The 17,784-nt window shown below is 73.8% G+C and carries 15 protein-coding genes; 4 read left to right on the top strand and 11 right to left on the bottom strand.

Going from position 1 to position 17,784, the window contains the following annotated elements:
* Nucleotides 1-43 precede the first annotated feature (43 nt).
* The 3 genes from ACFVVL_RS25735 to ACFVVL_RS25725 all read right to left on the bottom strand — a co-directional run bounded on the left by ACFVVL_RS25735 (nucleotide 44) and on the right by ACFVVL_RS25725 (nucleotide 4,114).
* Complete coding sequence (locus ACFVVL_RS25735; RefSeq protein ID WP_380297205.1) at nucleotides 44-286, bottom strand: lipopolysaccharide assembly protein LapA domain-containing protein; 243 nt, start codon at nucleotides 284-286, stop codon at nucleotides 44-46.
* A gap of 136 nt (nucleotides 287-422) precedes the next feature.
* Nucleotides 423-2,195, bottom strand: coding sequence for an ABC transporter ATP-binding protein (locus tag ACFVVL_RS25730; RefSeq protein WP_387679052.1), 1,773 nt, complete (start codon nucleotides 2,193-2,195; stop codon nucleotides 423-425).
* Nucleotides 2,192-4,114, bottom strand: a complete 1,923-nt coding sequence (locus ACFVVL_RS25725; RefSeq protein WP_387679049.1) for an ABC transporter ATP-binding protein — start codon at nucleotides 4,112-4,114, stop codon at nucleotides 2,192-2,194. The genes ACFVVL_RS25730 and ACFVVL_RS25725 overlap by 4 nt, the downstream gene beginning before the upstream one ends.
* Before the next feature lie 267 nt (nucleotides 4,115-4,381).
* Here ACFVVL_RS25725 and ACFVVL_RS25720 point away from each other — a divergent pair, with 267 nt between their 5' ends.
* The gene (locus ACFVVL_RS25720; RefSeq protein WP_387679046.1) at nucleotides 4,382-5,245 is read left to right on the top strand and encodes an aldo/keto reductase; all 864 of its coding nucleotides are present in this window, start codon (nucleotides 4,382-4,384) and stop codon (nucleotides 5,243-5,245) included.
* A 186-nt stretch (nucleotides 5,246-5,431) separates the two neighbouring features.
* Here the strand turns inward: ACFVVL_RS25720 and ACFVVL_RS25715 are convergent, their stop codons facing one another.
* Nucleotides 5,432-6,298 carry a MarR family transcriptional regulator gene (locus tag ACFVVL_RS25715; protein ID WP_350756300.1) on the bottom strand — a complete coding sequence of 289 codons (867 nt, stop codon included), beginning with the start codon at nucleotides 6,296-6,298 and terminating at the stop codon, nucleotides 5,432-5,434.
* Nucleotides 6,299-6,869: 571 nt separating this feature from the next.
* Between ACFVVL_RS25715 and fabG the strand changes: the two genes are divergently transcribed.
* Both fabG and ACFVVL_RS25705 read left to right on the top strand, forming a co-directional pair.
* Nucleotides 6,870-7,637 carry a 3-oxoacyl-ACP reductase FabG gene (gene fabG, locus ACFVVL_RS25710; protein ID WP_380293178.1) on the top strand — a complete coding sequence of 256 codons (768 nt, stop codon included), beginning with the start codon at nucleotides 6,870-6,872 and terminating at the stop codon, nucleotides 7,635-7,637.
* 232 nt (nucleotides 7,638-7,869) lie between these two features.
* Nucleotides 7,870-8,673 carry a phosphatase PAP2 family protein gene (locus ACFVVL_RS25705; protein ID WP_387679042.1) on the top strand — a complete coding sequence of 268 codons (804 nt, stop codon included), beginning with the start codon at nucleotides 7,870-7,872 and terminating at the stop codon, nucleotides 8,671-8,673.
* On the opposite strand, the gene ACFVVL_RS25700 is transcribed toward ACFVVL_RS25705, so the two are convergent.
* Nucleotides 8,624-8,812, bottom strand: a complete 189-nt coding sequence (locus tag ACFVVL_RS25700; RefSeq protein WP_380293182.1) for an I78 family peptidase inhibitor — start codon at nucleotides 8,810-8,812, stop codon at nucleotides 8,624-8,626. The genes ACFVVL_RS25705 and ACFVVL_RS25700 overlap by 50 nt on opposite strands.
* 101 nt (nucleotides 8,813-8,913) lie before the next feature.
* Here ACFVVL_RS25700 and ACFVVL_RS25695 point away from each other — a divergent pair, with 101 nt between their 5' ends.
* Nucleotides 8,914-9,186 (top strand): DUF6343 family protein, encoded by a 273-nt coding sequence (locus tag ACFVVL_RS25695; protein ID WP_380293184.1) that lies wholly within the window; start codon nucleotides 8,914-8,916, stop codon nucleotides 9,184-9,186.
* 72 nt (nucleotides 9,187-9,258) lie between these two features.
* Here the strand turns inward: ACFVVL_RS25695 and ACFVVL_RS25690 are convergent, their stop codons facing one another.
* From ACFVVL_RS25690 to ACFVVL_RS25665, 6 genes are all read right to left on the bottom strand, one after another.
* Nucleotides 9,259-10,764 (bottom strand): aspartate aminotransferase family protein, encoded by a 1,506-nt coding sequence (locus ACFVVL_RS25690; RefSeq protein ID WP_387679038.1) that lies wholly within the window; start codon nucleotides 10,762-10,764, stop codon nucleotides 9,259-9,261.
* Entirely contained in the window at nucleotides 10,754-12,691 is a 1,938-nt protein-coding gene (gene dxs / locus ACFVVL_RS25685; RefSeq protein WP_387679035.1) for a 1-deoxy-D-xylulose-5-phosphate synthase, read from the bottom strand. The genes ACFVVL_RS25690 and dxs overlap by 11 nt, the downstream gene beginning before the upstream one ends.
* A 135-nt stretch (nucleotides 12,692-12,826) precedes the next feature.
* A complete protein-coding gene (gene hpnH, locus ACFVVL_RS25680) occupies nucleotides 12,827-13,852 on the bottom strand; it encodes an adenosyl-hopene transferase HpnH (RefSeq protein WP_380293189.1) in 1,026 nt (341 codons plus the stop codon).
* Between the two features lie 2 nt (nucleotides 13,853-13,854).
* Nucleotides 13,855-14,547: a 1-hydroxy-2-methyl-2-butenyl 4-diphosphate reductase gene (locus ACFVVL_RS25675; RefSeq protein ID WP_380293191.1), complete on the bottom strand. Its 693-nt coding sequence runs from the start codon at nucleotides 14,545-14,547 to the stop codon at nucleotides 13,855-13,857.
* Nucleotides 14,544-16,631, bottom strand: coding sequence for a squalene--hopene cyclase (gene shc / locus ACFVVL_RS25670; protein WP_380293193.1), 2,088 nt, complete (start codon nucleotides 16,629-16,631; stop codon nucleotides 14,544-14,546). The genes ACFVVL_RS25675 and shc overlap by 4 nt, the downstream gene beginning before the upstream one ends.
* Nucleotides 16,632-16,638: 7 nt before the next feature.
* A complete protein-coding gene (locus tag ACFVVL_RS25665; RefSeq protein ID WP_380293195.1) occupies nucleotides 16,639-17,727 on the bottom strand; it encodes a polyprenyl synthetase family protein in 1,089 nt (362 codons plus the stop codon).
* Nucleotides 17,728-17,784 lie beyond the last annotated feature (57 nt).

The following is a 17,784-nucleotide window of genomic DNA, read 5'->3' as shown; positions in this document are numbered from 1 at the left end:
GGCGCGGCGGGCGGCTCGGCGGCGGGCGGCTCGGCGGCGGCGGTCACTTCCCGCGCCGCCCCTTCAGCAGCCAGCCGAGTGCCACGCCGGCGATCAGCGTGGCCAGCAGGGCGATCCAGAGCGGGGCGGTCACGGTGAACACCCAGAACTGGATCTTCACCTTGTCGAGGTTGGCGAACAGGAACCAGACCGCGAGGACGACGATGACGCCGATCCCGATGTAGCGGGTGGGAATCCCACCGATCTCACTGCGCCTGGTACCCGAGGAGTCCGAAATCTTGGTCACCCGAGCATTCTGGGGCCGAATGAGGACATTTGCCCGGATACGCGGCCGGGGGCGCCCCACACGGGGCGATTTCGCCCCGCGCGGGTTCACCCCTTGTCACTTTCCGTCGGCTCCCGTCGGCTTCCGTCAGGCCTCGTCAGTGTTCGTCCCGCCAGGAGCGCCAGAGGGCCGCGTACGGGCCGCCCGCCGCCACCAGCTCGGGGTGGCTGCCGTACTCGCTGATCCGTCCGCCCTCGACCACCGCGATCACGTCCGCGTCGTGGGCGGTGTGCAGCCGGTGCGCGATGGCGATGACCGTCCGGCCCTCCAGGACCCGGGCGAGCGAACGCTCCAGGTGCCGGGCGGCCCTCGGGTCCAGCAACGAGGTGGCCTCGTCCAGCACGAGGGTGTGCGGATCGGCCAGCACCAGCCGGGCCAGCGCCAGCTGCTGGGCCTGCGGCGGGGTCAGGGCGGTGCCGCCGGAGCCGACCTCGGTGTCCAGCCCGGCCGACAGCGCGTCCACCCAGCCCCCGGCGTCCACCGCGTCCAGGGCCCGGCGCAGCTCGGCGTCGTCGGCGCCCGGCGCGGCCAGCCGCAGGTTGTCGCGCAGCGTCCCGACGAAGACGTGGTGCTCCTGGTTGACCAGCGCGACCTCGGCCCGCACCCGCTCGGCCGGCATCCGCGACAGCGCCGCCCCGCCGAGGGTCACACTGCCCCGGCCCGGCGCGTAGATCCCGGCGAGCAGCCGGCCCAGGGTGGACTTGCCCGCCCCGGACGGCCCGACCAGCGCCACCCGGCTGCCGGGCGCGACGTCCAGGCTGATGCCGTGCAGCACGTCGGCGCCCTCCCGGTAGCCGAAGCCGACGTCCCGTGCCTCGACCCGCCGCCCGCTCGGCCGCTCCCCGTCGTCGCCCTCCGCCCGCGGCACCTCGTGCACGCCGACCAGCCGGGCCAGCGAGGCCTCGCCGATCTGCAGTTCGTCGCACCAGCGCAGGATCCGGTCGACCGGCGCCACCAGGGCCTGGGCGTAGAGCACCCCGGTGGTCAGCTGGCCCACGGTGACCGAGCCCCGCAGGGCGAGCAGCCCGCCGAGCACCAGCGGACCGAGCACGGCCAGGGTGTACGCCACGTCGATGGTCGGGAACCAGAGCGAGCGCAGCCAGAGGGTGTACCGCTCCCAGGCGATCCACTGCGCCAGCTTGAGGTCGGTCAGCCGCAGCCGCTGCCCGCCCAGCCGCAGCGCCTCGACCGTCCGGCCGGCGTCGACCGTCTCGGCCAGGACGGAGTTGGCCGCCGCGTACCCCGCCGACTCCTTGTGGTAGGACTGCGGGGCGCGCCGGAAGTACCAGCGGGAGGAGACCAGCAGCAGCGGCAGGCCGATCAGCGAGGTGAGGGCGAGCAGCGGCGAGGTGACCACCAGCGCGCCGAACACCAGCACCAGCGAGACGATCGCCACGGCCAGCTCCGGCACCGCCTCGCGCACCGACTTGTCCAGCCGGTCGATGTCGGTGGTGCCCCGGGAGACCAGGTCCCCCGTCCCGGCCCGCTCCAGGACGCCGGTCGGCAGCGCCACCGAGCGGACCAGGAAGTCCTCCCGCAGGTCGGCCAGCACCCGTTCGCCGAGCACCGCGCCGCGCAGCCGCGACCCCCAGGTGAAGGCGGACTGCACCGCGAGCGCCAGCAGGTACCACGCCACGGCGACCGTGATGGCGGACTCCGCGGTGCCGGTGGCGAGCGACTCGACGAGCGTGCCGAGCACCCAGGGGCCGACCAGGCCGGCCACCGTGGCCACCGCGTGCAGCCCGACCACCGCCGAGAAGGCGCCGCGGTGACGCCGGGCCAGCACCCGCAGATAGCCGCGCACGGCGGCCGGGGAGCCGACCGGCAGGGTGGTGGCCGGTCCCTGCTCGTGGTGTTCGGGGGGCTTCATGCCTCACTCCTCGACTCGGTCCGGGTGCCGGCGGCGGTCCGGGTGGTCGCGGGCCGGGCGGCGGCGGGCCGGGGGCCGGTGGCGGGCTGCGACGCCCGGTCCCCCGCCGGGACCGGGTCCTCGGTCCGGGTGACCACCGCCCGGTAGGCCGGCTCACCGCGCATCAGCTCACGGTGGACGCCGCTCGCGGCCACCCGGCCGTCCCGGATCAGCACCACCCGGTCGGCCCGGTCGAGCAGCAGCGGGCTGGTGGCGAAGACCACCGTGGTGCGCCCCTCGCGGTTCTTCCGCAGCCCGGCGGCGATCCGGGACTCGGTGTGCGCGTCGACCGCGCTGGTCGGCTCGTCCAGCACGAGCACCGGCGGGTCGGCGAGCAGCGACCGGGCCAGCGCCAGCCGCTGCCGCTGGCCGCCCGACAGCGAACGCCCCCGCTCGGTGATCTTCGCCGCCATCACGTTCCGCGCGTCCGCTGCCGGTGCCGCTGCCGGTGCGGCTGCCGCTGCCGCGCCGGCCTGCGGGTCCACCGGCGGCGCGCCGTCCGCCAGGGCGTCGAGCACGTCCTGCGCGCGGGCGGCGGCGAGCGCCTCCCACGGGTCGACCCGGCCGGAGGCGGGGATGTCGAACAGCGCCGCCAGGGTGCCGGAGAGCAGCACCGGTTCCTTGTCGTGCACCAGCACCGCGGCCCGCGCCTCGGCCCTCGGGACGGCGTCCAGCTCGGTGCCACCGAGCCGTACGGAGGGTTCCGGCCGCTCGTCGTCGCCCGCCGGGACGTGCCCGCCGAGCCGTTCGGCGAGCGCGCCGGCGAAGTCCGGGTCGCCGCAGACCACGGCGGTCAGTTCACCGGCCCGGGCGGTCAGCCCGGTGACCGGGTCGAACAGGTCGGAGCGCGCCGGGTCGGCGAGCGAGCCGGCCCCGGGGCCCTCCGTCCGGGCCAGCGCGAGCACCCGCACGGCGCGCCCGGCGGAGACCCGGGCCACGCTCCAGGCGTGCGCCGCCTCGCCGAGGACCCGCAGCGGCGCGGCGAGGAACACGGTGGCGCCGTAGACCGCCACCAGGGTGCCGACCGAGATCCGCCCGTCGGCCGCGAGGTGGGCGCCGTACCAGGTGACGCCGACCACGAAGAGCCCGGGCAGCAGCACCTGCTGGGCGTGCATCAGGGACCAGACCCGGGCCGAGCGGACGGCCGCCGCGCGGACCTTCTGGGACGCCGCCCGGTAGCGGTCGAGGAAGAGCTCCTCGCCGCCGATGCCGCGCAGCACCCGCAGCCCGGCCACCGTGTCGGCGGCGAGCTCGGTGGCCCTGCCGCCGAGGGTGCGCTGCTCGGTGTAGCGGCGTTCGAGCGGTCCGAGCAGCGGCCAGACCGAGGCGGCGAGCACGGGCACCCCGAGCAGCACCGCCAGCCCGAGCACCGGTTCGACGGCCAGCACCGCGACGCCGACCGCCAGCCAGACGGCGACCGACCCGCGCACCCGGGCGACGAGTTCGACGTACCAGCCGATCTTCTCGACGTCCCCGCTGCCGACCGCGACGATCTCGCCGGTGGCGATCCGCCGGGACAGCCCGGAGCCGAGGTCGGAGGCCTGCCGGGCGACCAGCTGGCGGACCTGGCAGACGGCGTGGATCCAGTTCCAGACCGCCTGACGGTGCAGCAGCACGGTGGCGAGCGCGGACAGCGCGACCAGCACCAGGGCGAGCCCGCCGGCCCGCCACAGGGCGCCGGTGTCGCCGTCGACGACGGCCTGGACGCCGAGGCCGACCACCACCGGAAGGGCGGCCTGACTGCCCATCTCCAGCAGCGACCAGCAGGTGGCGAGCACCTGCCCGCGCCGCTGGCCGCGTTGGAGCCAGCGCAGGAGGGCGAGCGGGGAGGAGAGGTCGGGGAGGCCGGGATCGGCCAGGGGGAGGGTTTTGAGCGGCATGACGCTCCGTTGCGGGGCGGTACGGGCGGAGGGTGCGGAGGACGGCCGGTATGGTCACGGCCGTGGGTCGTCAGGAGGTCATGGCAGTGAGCGTGCCAACTCGGATGTGACCTGCGCAACAGGTTTTCCCGGCACCCGGCCGACGTCGTAGTGTTATGCGCGCGCCGGTAGGAAGCGTCAGAAAATTTTCCCGGGCGGGGAACATTTCCGGCCACCGCACCGGTTGCCCATCGGAACGACACGCGACCAGGAGAGGGCACCCCTTCCGTGAGCAACATCCCCACTGTCACGCTGAACGACGGCACCCGGATCCCGCAGCTCGGCTTCGGGGTCTGGCAGGTGCCGGACGCGGAGGCCACCGCCGCCGTCCGTGCCGCGATCGAGGCCGGCTACCGCTCGATCGACACCGCCGCGATCTACGAGAACGAGTCCGGCACCGGCAAGGCGATCGCCGAGGCCCTGGCCGGCGGCGTCGCCCGCGAGGACCTCTACATCACCACCAAGCTGTGGAACTCCGGCACCCGCGACTGGTCCGGCGAGCAGGGCCGCGACGCGGTGCTGCGCGAGTTCGACGCCTCCCTGGACCGGCTCGGCCTGGACCACCTCGACCTCTACCTCATCCACTGGCCGCGCCCGATGCATGGCAGCTACCTCAACGTCTGGAAGGCGCTGGAGCAGCTGAAGGCCGACGGCCGGGTGCGCTCGGTCGGCGTCTCCAACTTCGGCACCGAGCAGCTCGCCCGGATCGCCGAGGAGTCCTCGCTCCTCCCGGCGCTCAACCAGGTCGAGCTGCACCCGTACTTCCCGCAGGAGGAGCTGCGCGCCTTCCACGCGCGGCACGGCATCGCCACCGAGGCGTGGAGCCCGCTCGGCCAGGGCAAGGAGCTGCTCTCCGAGCCGGAGCTGGCCCGGATCGCCGCCAAGCACGGCCGCACCGTCGCCCAGGTGGTGCTCCGCTGGCACCTGCAGAACGGCGTCATCGCGATCCCGAAGTCGGTCACCCCGTCGCGGATCAAGGAGAACCTGGACGTCGCCGGCTTCGAGCTGGACGCCGAGGACCTCGCCGCGATCGCCGGCATCGCCACCGGCACCCGGATCGGCCCGGACCCGCAGGAGTTCGACTGGAACTGACCGGACGGGCGGCCCCGGCCGCCTGACCGCACGTCAACGGTGAAGGCCGCCCTCCCCGCGTGGGGAGGGCGGCCTTCACCGTGTTGACCCGCGACGGCCGTCACCGGCCGCGAGAGCCGCCACCGGCCCGGGCGGAGCCGGCGGCACGGTGATGAATCGTTTTGGCTGACAGTCGCGACGTTCCGGCTAGAGCCGGGCCGCCTTGGCGATCAGCGCGAGCGCGGCCTCGTGCTCCTCCTCCTCCAGCGGCGCCAGCAGCAGCTGCTGGACCTGGGCGACGCCCGCGGCCGAGCGGTGCAGCAGGTCCTGTCCCGCCGGTGAGAGCGAGAGCAGGTTGCGCCGTCCGTCCGAGGGGTCGCGCCGCCGCTGGACCAGGCCGCGCCGGACCAGCCGGCTGACCATCTCGGCCATCGTGGCCTTGTCCAGCGAGGCCAGTTCGCCCACCGTGCGCTGGTCAGCGCCCGGCTCCAGTTCGAGGGCGTCCAGCACCGCGTACTGCGGCGCCGTCAGCTCCGAACCGACGTGCTCCGACCAGAGCTTGGTGTGCACCTGCTGGCTCACCCGGATCAGGTAGCCGATCGCCCGCTGGGCGTCCAGCATCGGCCGCGCGTCCGTGAGGACGGCGACCTGGGCCGGCTCCAGTCTGGCTATCTTGGCCATCACCCGGACGATCTCCAGCTGCTCCTCCGGAGTGAGCGGCTCGAAGAGCGTGCGCTGCACGCGGACCACTCCGCCGGTGGCCTCGCGGACAGCCTGGGCGCCGCTCTGCGAGAGAGCGAGCAACTTGCGCCGGCCGTCGGCCGGGTCTCGGCGCCGCAGCACCAGGCCGCGCCGGACCAGCCGGGCGACCATCTCGGCCATCGTGGCCTTGTCGAGCGAGGCACGCTCGCCGACCGTGCGCTGGTCAGCGCCCGGTTCGAGGGCGAGAACCAGCAGGACCGCGAACTGCGGAGCCGTGAGATCGGCTCCGACGTGTTCGGACCACAGGCGGGTGTGGACCTGCTGTGCAACGCGGATGAGGTGTCCGGGCGACTGCTGCAGTCGCGCGGACACGCGGGTCGTCGGGATCTCCCCCAGCACCATGTATCCGTCCCGATGTCACACCCGGTGTGTGTGGGACACCCGGGTGGGGCAGTAACGGCGAGTGGGCGTCCCGCTGTTCGGGAGGGCGCTCCAGCCGTGCAGCCGGTGGCTGCTGGCGGACACTATACAAACGGCGGGCCCTCGCTGGCAGGCAGGGGCGGATAGTAGACGCAGGTTCGGCAACATTGGCATATTTACGCGCCGCGCCGACCCGCCGGTAACCCGTTCGCAGGAGAAAGCCGACCGGTCGGTCCTTACCCACGGTCACCTGCGCCTTCGCCCTGGCCGAGCCCCCTACCCGCCGGTAGGGTGTGGCCACCGGGACGGCCGTGACCTCCGGAGCAGTCCCCCGCTGCCGGTTTTCCCCCGAGTGCTTCCTGGGAGTTTCCTGGGTGTTCCGCCCGGGGTCCGGACGGCCGGCGCTCCGGCTCCGGAGCGCGACCGATGCCGGGCCGGGGCCGCACCGCCGCGCTGCAACACCCCTCCACCTGCAACTGACCTGCAACAACGCCCGATTACTCCGAGAGAGACGAGACCGAGCATGACCGAGCAGACCACCACCCCCCGGGTCGCCGTCGTCACCGGCGCCGCGCGCGGACTGGGCGCGGCCACCGCCGTGCGCCTGGCCGCCGACGGCTACGCCGTGGCCGTCCTCGACCTGGAGGAGTCGGCCGGCCGGGAGACCGTCGAGCGGATCACCGCCGCCGGCGGCCGCGCGCTGGCCGTCGGCGCCGACGTCTCGGACGCCGACCAGGTCCGGGCCGCCGTCGAGCGGATCGCCGGCGAACTCGGCGCCCCGGTCGTCCTCGTCAACAACGCGGGCGTGCTGCGCGACAACCTGATCTTCAAGATGACCGAATCGGATTGGGACACGGTCATGAACGTGCACCTGCGCGGCGCGTTCCTGATGACCCGGGCGGTCCAGAAGTACATGGTGGACGCCGGTTTCGGACGCATCGTCAACCTGTCCTCCTCCTCCGCCCAGGGCAACCGCGGCCAGGCCAACTACTCCGCCGCCAAGGCCGGTCTCCAGGGCTTCACCAAGACCCTGGCCATCGAGCTCGGCAAGTTCGGCATCACCGCCAACGCGGTCGCCCCCGGCTTCATCGCCACCGACATGACGGCGGCCACCGCCGCCCGGATCGGCATGGACTTCGAGGACTTCAAGGCCGCCGCCGCCACCCAGATCCCGGTCCAGCGGGTCGGGACGCCGGAGGACGTCGCCCACGCCATCGCGTTCTTCGTCTCCGAGGGCGCCGGCTTCGTCTCCGGACAGGTGGTCTACGTCGCGGGCGGCCCCCTCGACTGAGGCACCGAACCTACACAGGGTTACCACGGGGTGGGAACCGGCACGGCCGGTCTCCCGCCCCGTTCTTTTTGCCCGAACTTGGGGAAAAGCACACGAACCCCTTACGGACATTCGATCCGAAAACGTCTTTTGATCGTCCTGAAACGGACCCGCGGCGATCGGAGAACGGCTTTGCCGGGGAATTCCGAATGGAACCGGGAATCACGCTGCGTGGCTGGGTAGGGTCACCGCCGTGCCAGCGCCGAGTGAACCGCCGGACCGCCCGGAGCACCTGACCACCCCCCGCGCGCGCCCGCGCGCCCGCCCCGGCGGACCGGCCCGGCCGCCGCTCGGCCGCCGCCAGGCCGCGCTGCTGGGGCTGGCCGCGCTCGGCTACCTGCTGGTGGCCGCGGCCGTCCTGCTCGACACCTCGCTGGTCGATCTCGACTGGAAGATACGGCTGTACCGGCCCTACGAGCACTGGCCCGGGCTGCAGCCGCTGCTGGACAACTGGGTGGTGGCCGGTCAGCGCGGCCCCTCCGCGCTCGCCGCCTTCACCTGGCTCGGCTGGCGCGCCCGCCGGCTGGGCCGGATCCGGCCACTGCTGGTGATGGGCGCCGCCCTGCTGCTGCTCAACCTCACCGTCGGCGGGGTCAAGATCGTCACCGGCCGGCTCGGCCCGCACTACGCCCGGTACGTCGGCTCGCCCGAGCTCTTCTCCGGCGGCACCATCTTCCCCTCCGGCCACACCGCGAACGCCGTGGTCACCTGGGGCGTGCTGGCCTACCTCGCGGTGCGCTGGCGGCGCACCGGCGCCCTGCTCGCGGGCGCCACCGCCTGGTCCGTCGGCCTCACCACCGTCTACCTGGGCACCCACTGGGCCACCGACGTGCTGGCCGGCTGGGCCGCCGGACTGCTCGTCCTGCTCTCGCTCCCGCTGCTGGAGCCCCTGGTGCTCGCCGCCGAACGCCGGCTCGCCCGGCACCGCGGAGCACGGCGCCGGAGGGCTACCCCTCCCAGCTGCGCACCACCAGCCCGTCGCGCACCGCCAGGTTGAGCCGGCCCTCCCGGTGGTCCATGGTCATCGCCGCCCCCGGGGGCAGCACCCGCACCGAGGCCCAGCCGTGCCGGCGCGCCAGCTCCTCGGCCCGTTCGATCCGCAGCCCCGCGTAACCCTCCGCGTCCGTGTCCGTCATCGCCCCTCCCCGGCTCGCCCAGACGTACGCTGGAATCGTAGACCGACCGAACCGTGGACCGGCCCCGCGGAACGGGCCGGAAGCACCGGAGGTGACCGCGGATGCCCGCCACCACCCCCCGGCGGTGGCGCAGCGGCTCCGAGCCCGCCACCGCCCGCAGCGACCTCAAGCTGCGCTACCTGCTGTCGCTGACCTTCACCCCGCTGTTCGCGCTGGCCACCGCCGCCTTCGCGTTCTGGGCCGCCAACGCCCCCGCGTTCGGCGCGCCGAGCCGGGGCACCCTCACCGGTTTCGCCGTGGCCTGCGGGATCCTCACCCTGTTCGCCGTCGTCGATCTCGTCGTCGTCGTCCGGCGGCGCCGGACCGAGCTCTGACGCGGTGTCTCCCGCGGGGTGGGAAGCCGGCCCCCGGCCTCCCACCCCGCGAACGCTCCGCGCGCCGCGCCCTCAGCGGTTGCTGACCGCCTGCTTCACCAGCGTCCGCCCGAAGTCCCACATCAGGCCGCTCCCCCGGTGGGCGTCCTCCATCACCTCGGTGAAGGCCGTCATGAAGCGGTCCACGTCCCGCTCGGTGATGATCAGCGGCGGGATCAGCTTGATCACCTCCAGGTGGTCCCCGGACACCTGCGTGAGGATCCGGTGGCGCTGGAGCAGCGGGACGACCACCATCTGGGCGAACAGGCCCTTGCGGGCCGCCTGGAGCGCGGTCCAGCCGGTCCGCAGCTTCAGCGACTTCGGCCGGCCGAACTCGATGCCGATCATCAGCCCGCGCCCGCGCACCTCGGCGAGCAGTTCGTAGCGGTCGACCAGCTCGGTCAGCCGCTCGCGGAAGTGGTCGCCCACCTTGCGGGCGTTCTCCACCACCCGCTCGTCCCGGATGACCTCCAGGGTCGCCAGGCCCGCCGCCATCGCCTGCGCGTTGGAGCCGAAGCTGGCCGAGTGCACCAGCACCCGGTCCATCGAGGAGTACACCTTCTCGAAGATCCAGCCCTTGCCGAGGGTCGCCCCGACCGGGACGTAGCCGCCGGACAGCGCCTTGGCCGCGCAGACCAGGTCCGGCAGCACGCCGTCCTCGTGCTGGTAGGCGAAGAAGTCGCCGGTGCGTCCGATGCCGGTCTGCACCTCGTCGCAGATCAGCAGGGCCTTGTGATCGTGCAGCAGTTCCTGCGCGGCGCGCAGCCAGCCGGGCGGGGTCGCCTGCACGCCCTTGCCCTGGATCGGCTCGACGATCAGCGCGGCGACGTCGCCGCGCTTGAGCTCCTTGGCGAGGGCGGTGAGGTCGCCGAGCGGGATCGCGGTGTCCGGCAGCAGCGGGTCGAAGCCCTTGCGGAACCCGCTCTCGCCGTTCACCGAGAGCGAGCCGGTGGTGAGCCCGTGGAAGGCGTGGTCGGCGTAGAGGATCCGCTTGCGGCCGGTGGCGTACCGGGCGAACTTCAGCGCGGTCTCCACCGCCTCGGTGCCGCTGTTGCCGAAGAACACCCGGTCCAGCCCGGGCGCGTGGGAGAGCAGGCGCTCGGCGAGCAGGCCGGGCAGCGGCGAGCAGTCGAAGCGGACCAGGTCCGGCAGGTCGAGGTCCATCACCTGCTGGACGGCCGAGCGGACCACCGGGTGGTGGCGGCCGAGCGCGAAGATGCCGAAACCGGCCAGCATGTCGAGGTACTCGTTGCCCTCGGCGTCGTAGAAGTACTGCCCCCGGGCCCGTTCGTAGTACTTGTCGAAGCCGATGGTGTGCAGCATCCGGGTGAGCTGCGGGTTCAGGTAGCGGCTCTGCAGCTCGTACCGCTCGCCCCCGCGCTCGGCGAGCAGGGCGGCCAGGTCGAAGCGCGACCCGGCGCGCCCGGCGCCGTCGGGGCGGCCGGGTGCGCCGGAGCCGCCGGTCCCGTCGGACCGGTCGACGGGCGCGGGAGGGCCGGTGCGGTCAAGGCGGTCGGTGCTGTCGGGGTCAGCCGGCATGGTGCTGGTTCGCTCCTCGGTTCGGAAGTCCCCGGTCCGGTCGTCCCCGGTCCGGGAGCAGGTGCTTGGCGAAGGCGGCGGTCTGGGCAGCGACCCCGGTGCCGGTCAGCCCGGTCTCCTCCAGGATCTCGCCGCGCGCGGCGTGCCCGAGGAACTCCTGCGGCAGGCCCAGCACCCGCACCGGGACGTCCACGTCCGCGTCCCGCAGCGCCTGGGCGACGGCCGTGCCGACGCCGCCGACCCGGCCGTTGTCCTCGACGGTGACCACCAGCCGGTGCCCGGCGGCGAGGGCCGGCAGCGCGGGGTCGACCGGCTTGACCCAGCGCGGGTCGACGACGGTCGCGGTGAACCCCTCGGCGAGCAGCAGCCGGGCCGCGTCCAGCGCGGCGCCGGCCGTGCTGCCGACGGCGACCAGCAGGATCTCCGGCAGCTCCCCGGTGCGCAGCAGGACGTCCACGCCGCCGATCCGCTCGACGGCGGGCACGGCGGGGCCGACGGTGCCCTTGGGGAAGCGGACCACGGTCGGGGCGTCCTCGACCGCGACGGCCTCGCGCAGCTGGGCGCGCAGCTGGTCGGCGTCGCGCGGGGCGGCGAGCCGCAGGCCGGGCACGACCTGGAGGATCGACATGTCCCACATGCCGTTGTGCGAGGCGCCGTCGTTGCCGGTGACGCCGGAGCGGTCGAGCACGAAGGTGACGCCCAGCCTGTGCAGGGCGACGTCCATCAGCACCTGGTCGAAGGCGCGGTTGAGGAAGGTCGCGTACACCGCCACCACGGGGTGCAGGCCGCCGGTGGCCAGCCCGGCCGCGCTGGCGACGGCGTGCTGCTCGGCGATGCCGACGTCGAAGGTCCGCCCGGGGTAGGCCTTGGCGAAGCCGGCCAGGCCGACCGGCTGGAGCATCGCCGCGGTGATGGCCACCACGTCCGGCCGCTCGGCACCGAGGGCGAGCAGTTCCTCGCCGAACACCGAGGTCCAGGAGACGCCGTCGGCGGGCGAGATCGGCAGGCAGGTGTAGGGGTCGATCGGGTTGACGGCGTGGAAGCGGTCGGCCTCGTCCTGTTCGGCGGGCCGGTAGCCACGGCCCTTGACGGTGAGGCAGTGCACGATGACCGGGCCGCCGAAGCCGCGGGCCTTGGTGAGCGCGGACTCCAGGGCGGTGAGGTCGTGGCCGTCGATCGGGCCGAGGTACTTGAGGCCGAGGTCCTCGAACATGCCCTGCGGGGCGAAGGCGTCCTTGAAGCCCTTCTTGGCGCCGTGCAGCGCGCCGAAGATCGGCTGGCCGACCACGGGGGTGCGCTGGAGGGCGTCCTTGCCCCAGGACAGGAAGCGTTCGTAGCCCTGGGTGGTGCGCAGCGCGGCGAGGTGGTTGGCCAGGCCGCCGATGGTGGGCGAGTAGGAGCGCTCGTTGTCGTTGACGACGATGACCAGCGGCCGGTCCTTGGCGGCGGCGATGTTGTTGAGCGCCTCCCAGGCGAGGCCGCCGGTGAGGGCGCCGTCGCCGATCACGGCCACCACCGGGTCGTCGCTGCCGCGCAGCTGGTTGGCCTTGGCCAGGCCGTCGGCGTAGGAGAGCGCGGTGGAGGCGTGGGAGTTCTCGACGAGGTCGTGTTCGGACTCGGCGCGCGAGGGGTAGCCGGACAGGCCGCCCCTGCTGCGCAGCCGGGAGAAGTCCTGGCGGCCGGTGAGCAGCTTGTGGACGTAGCTCTGGTGGCCGGTGTCCCAGACGATCCGGTCGCGCGGGGAGTCGAAGACCCGGTGCAGGGCGATGGTCAGTTCGACGACGCCGAGGTTGGGCCCGAGGTGGCCGCCGGTGCGGGTGACGGCGTCGATCAGGAAGTCGCGGATCTCGTCGGCGAGCCGGGGCAGCTCGGCGGCCGGGAGGGCCCTCAGGTCCGCCGGGGACGTGACGCTGGAGAGCAGTGACATGGCTTTCACCTCACGACTCGGAGCGGTGCGGTGGTGCCCCGCCGTGGCCGCGCCGCGCGGGGTGGTCCGGCCCGGGTCGGCGGCCCGGGGCGGACGGGGGCGGGCGGCGGGGTGCGCCGCCCGCCTGCGGGTGCGTCAGCGGCTCCGGCTGGAGCCGACGGTCTCGGTGATCGCCCGCAGGGACTCCTTGAGGGAGCCCATGGTGGCGAGGACGGCGGTCGGCTCGTAGCCGCAGTGCGCCATGCAGTTGGCGCAGCGGGCGTCCTTGCCGCGCCCGTACTTGTCCCAGTCGGTCTTCTCGATCAGCTCGCGGTAGGTCGGCACGTAGCCGTCGGCCATCAGGTAGCAGGGCCGCTGCCAGCCGAACAGCGAGTAGTTGGGGATGCCCCAGGCGGTGCACTCGAAATCGACCCGGCCCTCCAGGAAGTCCAGGAAGAGCGGGCTGTGGTTGAGCCGCCAGCGCCGCCGGTTGCCGCCGGCGAAGGTCTTGCGGAACAGCTCGCGGGTCTGGTCGACGCCGAGGAAGTGCTCCTGGTCGGGTGCCTTCTCGTAGGCGAACGCCGGGGAGATCATCATCTCGTCGACCTTGAGGTCGTCGTTGAGGTAGTCGAGCACGTCGATGATGGTCTGCGGGGTGTCGGTGTTGAAGAAGGTGGAGTTGGTGGTCACCCGGAAGCCGCGCCGCTTGGCCTCCTTGATCGCCTCCACCGCCTCGTCGAAGGTGCCCTCCTTGGCCACCGAGGCGTCGTGGCGCTCGCGCAGGCCGTCGATGTGCACGGTGAAGGTGAAGTACGGCGAGGGCTTGAACTTGTCCAGCTTCTTGCGCAGCAGCAGCGCGTTGGTGCAGAGGAACACGTACTTGCGGCGCTCGACCAGCTGCCGGACGATCTCGTCGATCTGCGGATGCATCAGCGGCTCGCCGCCGGCGATCGAGACCATCGGGGCGCCCGACTCCAGGACCGCGCCGACCGCCTGGGCGACCGGCATCCGCTGCTTCAGCACGCCCGCCGGGTGCTGGATCTTGCCGCACCCCTCGCAGGCCAGGTTGCAGGCGAAGAGCGGTTCCAGTTCGACGATCAGCGGGAATTTGTCGCGTCGCTTCAGCTTCTGCTGCATGAGGTAGGTGCCGACCCGCACGGTCTGGCGCAACGGCATGGCCATGGCTAGCTCGCCTCCTGGGGGAGCGTCGAGGATGTGGGGTGGTTGAGGGCGGCGGGCGCGGGGCGGCCGCGCGGCCGGTCGTTCCGCAGGTGCCAGTCGACCAGGGCGGGCACCGTGGAGCGCAGCGTCCGCCAGGCGCGGACGCCGGCCGGCAGGGTGCCCGGGCGCAGCAGCTCGCGTTCGGGCGTGTCGACCACGACCCGCAGGACGGCCGCGGGCAGGCCCGGGCGCAGCTCGTGCAGGGCCGCCAGCACGGCGGCGGCCTCCATGTCGACGGCGAGCGCCCCCTGGACGTGCAGGGCGCGCCGTTCCAGGCCGCGCACCACGTGGTCGGCGGTGTGGTGCACGCCGGTGTGCGCGGTCAGGCCGCGCACGGTGAGGGCCCGGGTGAGCGCCGGGCCGGAGTCGACGGCGAAGTGGTTGCCCTCGGCATCGCGCACGCCGTCGGCAACGATCACGTCACCGGGCGTTATTCCCGGCGCGACGGCGGCGCCGAAGCCGGCCACCACGACGGCGCCGTAGCCGCCCGGGGCGGCGGTGAGCAGCCTCCTGACGGCGAGTGAGGCGCGCCGCCGGCCGACGCCGGTGCGCACCACGACGGGCGGGCCGCCCGACCCGCCGCGCCAGTCCCCTCCGCGCAGGGCCCACACCTCGGGGCCGAGCGCGCAGAGGACCAGCAGCGGGGAAGCGTTCACCGGGACGCCCCGATCGCCGCGCCGCCGGCCGGGCGTCCGGTCGCGGGGCTGCCGTGCAGGTAGCGGCCGAGCGCGGTGACCGGGAACACCAGCCGGTACAGGTGGTAGTTGATGGAGAAGTCCCAGGGGAACCCGGTGCCGGTGAACTGGGGTTCGTCCCAGGTGCCCTCGGGCAGCTGGGTGCGCACCAGCCAGTCCACGCCGCGCTCCACCGCCGGGTTGGCCCGGCCGTCGGGGCCCTCGCCGGCCGCGAGCAGCGCCATCAGCGCCCAGGCGGTCTGCGAGGGGGTGGAGTCGCCGCGCCCGGCCCAGCGTGCCGGGTCGTCGTAGGAGCGCATGTCCTCGCCCCAGCCGCCGTCGGCGTTCTGCCGGTCCTCCAGCCAGCGCACCGCCCGGCGCACCGCGGGGTGCTCCGCCGGGACGCCGGCCGCGACCAGGGCGGGCAGCACCGAGCCGGTGCCGTAGATGTAGTTGGTGCCCCAGCGGCCGAACCAGGAGCCGTCCGCCTCCTGGTTGCGCAGCAGCCACTCGACGCCGCGCCGGGTGCGCGGGTCGTGCGCCCGGCCGACCTCGGCGAGCATCTCCACGACGTGCGCGGTGACGTCCGCGGACGGCGGGTCGACGACCTCGCCGAAGTCGCAGAACGGCAGCTTGTTCGGCAGGGTGCTGGTGTTGTCGACGTCGAAGGCGCCCCAGGCGCCGTTCTTGGACTGCATGCCGAGGTTCCACCGCACCGCGCGGTCGACGGAGCCGGCCACCTTGGCCGGGTCCGGGTGGGCGACGCGGCGCAGCGCGAGCACCACCTCGGCGGTGTCGTCGATGTCCGGGTAGGTGTCGTTCTCGAACTCGAACGCCCAGCCGCCGGGGGCGAGCGAGGGGCGCTTGACGGACCAGTCGCCGCGCTTGGTGATCTCCTCGCCGAGCATCCAGTCGACGGCGGAGACCAGCGCCGGGTGGTCGGCCGGCAGGCCGGCGTCGACCAGGGCGATGGTGGCCAGGCAGGTGTCCCAGACCGGGGACTGGCAGGCCTCCAGCCAGCGCCGGCCGTCGGGGGTGTGCACGGTGAAGCGGTCGAAGGAGGCGAGCCCGGCCCGCATCACGGGGTGGTCGAGCTCGTAGCCCTCCAGGTGCAGGGCGATCAGGGAGTAGACGGCGGGCGGCTGGATCCCGCCCCAGCAGCCGTCGGCCTCCTGGCGCTCGACGATCCAGCGGCAGGCCTGGGAGAGCGCGAGCCGGCGCAGCGGGCGCAGGGCGCGCCGGTGGTAGGCGTGCAGGACCTTGTCGAGGCGTTCGAACAGGCCGTCCCAGCTGGTGGCCGGGGCGAGCGGCCGGGTGGGGTACGGGTCGTCCGGGTCGGTGTGCAGCTCGGTGAGCGGGAAGGGGGCCGGACGCACCGGGCGGTGCGCGGAGACGATGGTCAGCGGGACGATGGTCTGGCGGGCCCAGCAGCCGAAGGCGTAGATGTTCAGCGGGAGCCACTTCGGCAGGAACATGATCTCCGGGGGCATCTCCGGCAGCCGGTCCCAGGGCCACCAGCCGAAGAGCGCCAGCCAGATCCGGGTGAACACCCGGGAGGCGGCGATGCCGCCGGCGGAGCGGATCCAGCGGGCGGCGGCCAGCATGTGCGGGGCGTTCGGGTCGTCGCCCGCGAGCTTCAGGGCGACGTAGGCCTCGACGGTGGTGGAGAGCTCCGCCGGGCCGCCGTGGAAGGTGGACCAGGTGCCGTCCTCGCGCTGCTGGGAGCGGATCCACTCGGCGGTGGCCTTGGTCTGTTCCTCGGTGCGGATCCCGAGGAACTGCCGGAGCAGTAAGTCCTCGGCGTCCATGGTGACGTTGGTTTCGAGGTCGCCCTTCCACCACCCTTCGGAGCTCTGCAGGGAGAGCAGGTGCGTGGTGGCGCGGCTCAGCGCCTCCTCGGCGGAGGCGGCCCCGTCCTGCTGCTCGGTCCGGCCGGCCGGGGCGTCCGGGGCGGATCCTTCGGGCTGCCACCGCCCGGCGCTCAGCAGCGCCGGGGGGAGGCCTCCCACCGCGACCGGCTCGGAATCGTACTCAGGGTCGAGCCGGCCGTCCGCGGTTGCTGTCAACGTAACGTCACCTCTCTCGTACCACCACGAATTCGGCGAGTGCGACGAAGTGCTGGCGCACCCCGTCGGGCATGGGCACCTCGTCCAGGGCGGCGAGGGCAGTCGTGTGCTGGCGGCGGGCTTCCTCCTGGGTCCAGGCGCGGCCGCCGGCCTTCTCGATCAGCAGGGCGCGGGCGGCCAGCTCGGTCTCGCTCTCCTCGCCGCGCCCCTTGGGGTCGGCGAGCTGTTCGGCCAGTTCGCGGGAGGCCTGGCCGCCCTCGGCGAGGGCGGCGGCGACCGGAAGGGACTTCTTGCGCTGGCGCAGGTCGCCCCAGTGCGGCTTGCCGGTGACCTCGGTGGCGCCCCAGATGCCGAGCAGGTCGTCGACGGCCTGGAAGGCCAGGCCGAGGTGCTCGCCGAAGCGCTGGAGGGAGTCGGAGGCCCGGTCGTCGGCGCCGGCCAGGACGGCGCCCAGCGCGGAGGCGGCGGAGAGCAGGGCGGCGGTCTTGCCGCCCTCCATCTCCAGGCACTCGGCGACGGTGACGGTGTCCCGCTGCTCGAAGGCGACGTCCATCGCCTGCCCGTCGATCAGCCGGCGGCTGGCGGTGGTGAGCAGGCGCACGGCCCGCGCGGCGTCGGTGGCGCTCGCGCCGCCCGTGGAGGCGGCGTCGAGCAGCACCTCCGTACCGAGCGTCGCCAGCGCGTCACCGACCAGGATCGCCTGGGCCGGACCGAAGACCGTCCAGGCGGTGGCCCGGTGGCGCCGGGTCTCGTCACCGTCCATCAGATCATCATGGAGCAGGGAGAAGTTGTGCACCAGTTCAACAGCGACCCCGCCGGGCACGCCCGCCTCCGCCGGCGCTCCGGCGGCCTGGGCCGACAGCAGCGCCAGGGCCGGCCGGACGGCCTTGCCGCCGTCCCCGGCGACCGGCGTGCCGTCCCGGTCGATCCAGCCGAAGTGGTACGCCGCGACGGTGTCCATGGGTGCCGCCAGACGGGCGACGGCGGCCCTCAGCGGCGGGGTACAGAGCGCGCGGGTGCGGTTGAGCAGCTCCGGCACCGAGACCGGTTCGGCATGCGCCGTACCTCCGACGGCCCTGCCGATGCGTGACTCCACGTACGTTCCCTCTCCCTGGTGGTGCCTGGCCGCGTGGGACGGCCGGACGCTGGCGGT

The sequence above is a fragment of the Kitasatospora sp. NPDC058115 genome, from assembly GCF_042884635.1.
In the GTDB taxonomy this organism is placed as follows: domain Bacteria; phylum Actinomycetota; class Actinomycetes; order Streptomycetales; family Streptomycetaceae; genus Kitasatospora.
This window is presented reverse-complemented; position numbering and strand designations above follow the sequence as displayed.

Coding starts and splice junctions, on each gene's coding strand:
- ACFVVL_RS25695 (WP_380293184.1), top strand. CDS start 8,914: ATGCCCGCCACCACCCCCCGGCGGTGGCGCAGCGGCTCCGAGCCCGCC.
- dxs (WP_387679035.1), bottom strand. CDS start 12,691: ATGTCACTGCTCTCCAGCGTCACGTCCCCGGCGGACCTGAGGGCCCTC.
- ACFVVL_RS25700 (WP_380293182.1), bottom strand. CDS start 8,812: ATGACGGACACGGACGCGGAGGGTTACGCGGGGCTGCGGATCGAACGG.
- ACFVVL_RS25730 (WP_387679052.1), bottom strand. CDS start 2,195: ATGAAGCCCCCCGAACACCACGAGCAGGGACCGGCCACCACCCTGCCG.
- ACFVVL_RS25690 (WP_387679038.1), bottom strand. CDS start 10,764: ATGCCGGCTGACCCCGACAGCACCGACCGCCTTGACCGCACCGGCCCT.
- ACFVVL_RS25725 (WP_387679049.1), bottom strand. CDS start 4,114: ATGCCGCTCAAAACCCTCCCCCTGGCCGATCCCGGCCTCCCCGACCTC.
- hpnH (WP_380293189.1), bottom strand. CDS start 13,852: ATGGCCATGCCGTTGCGCCAGACCGTGCGGGTCGGCACCTACCTCATG.
- fabG (WP_380293178.1), top strand. CDS start 6,870: ATGACCGAGCAGACCACCACCCCCCGGGTCGCCGTCGTCACCGGCGCC.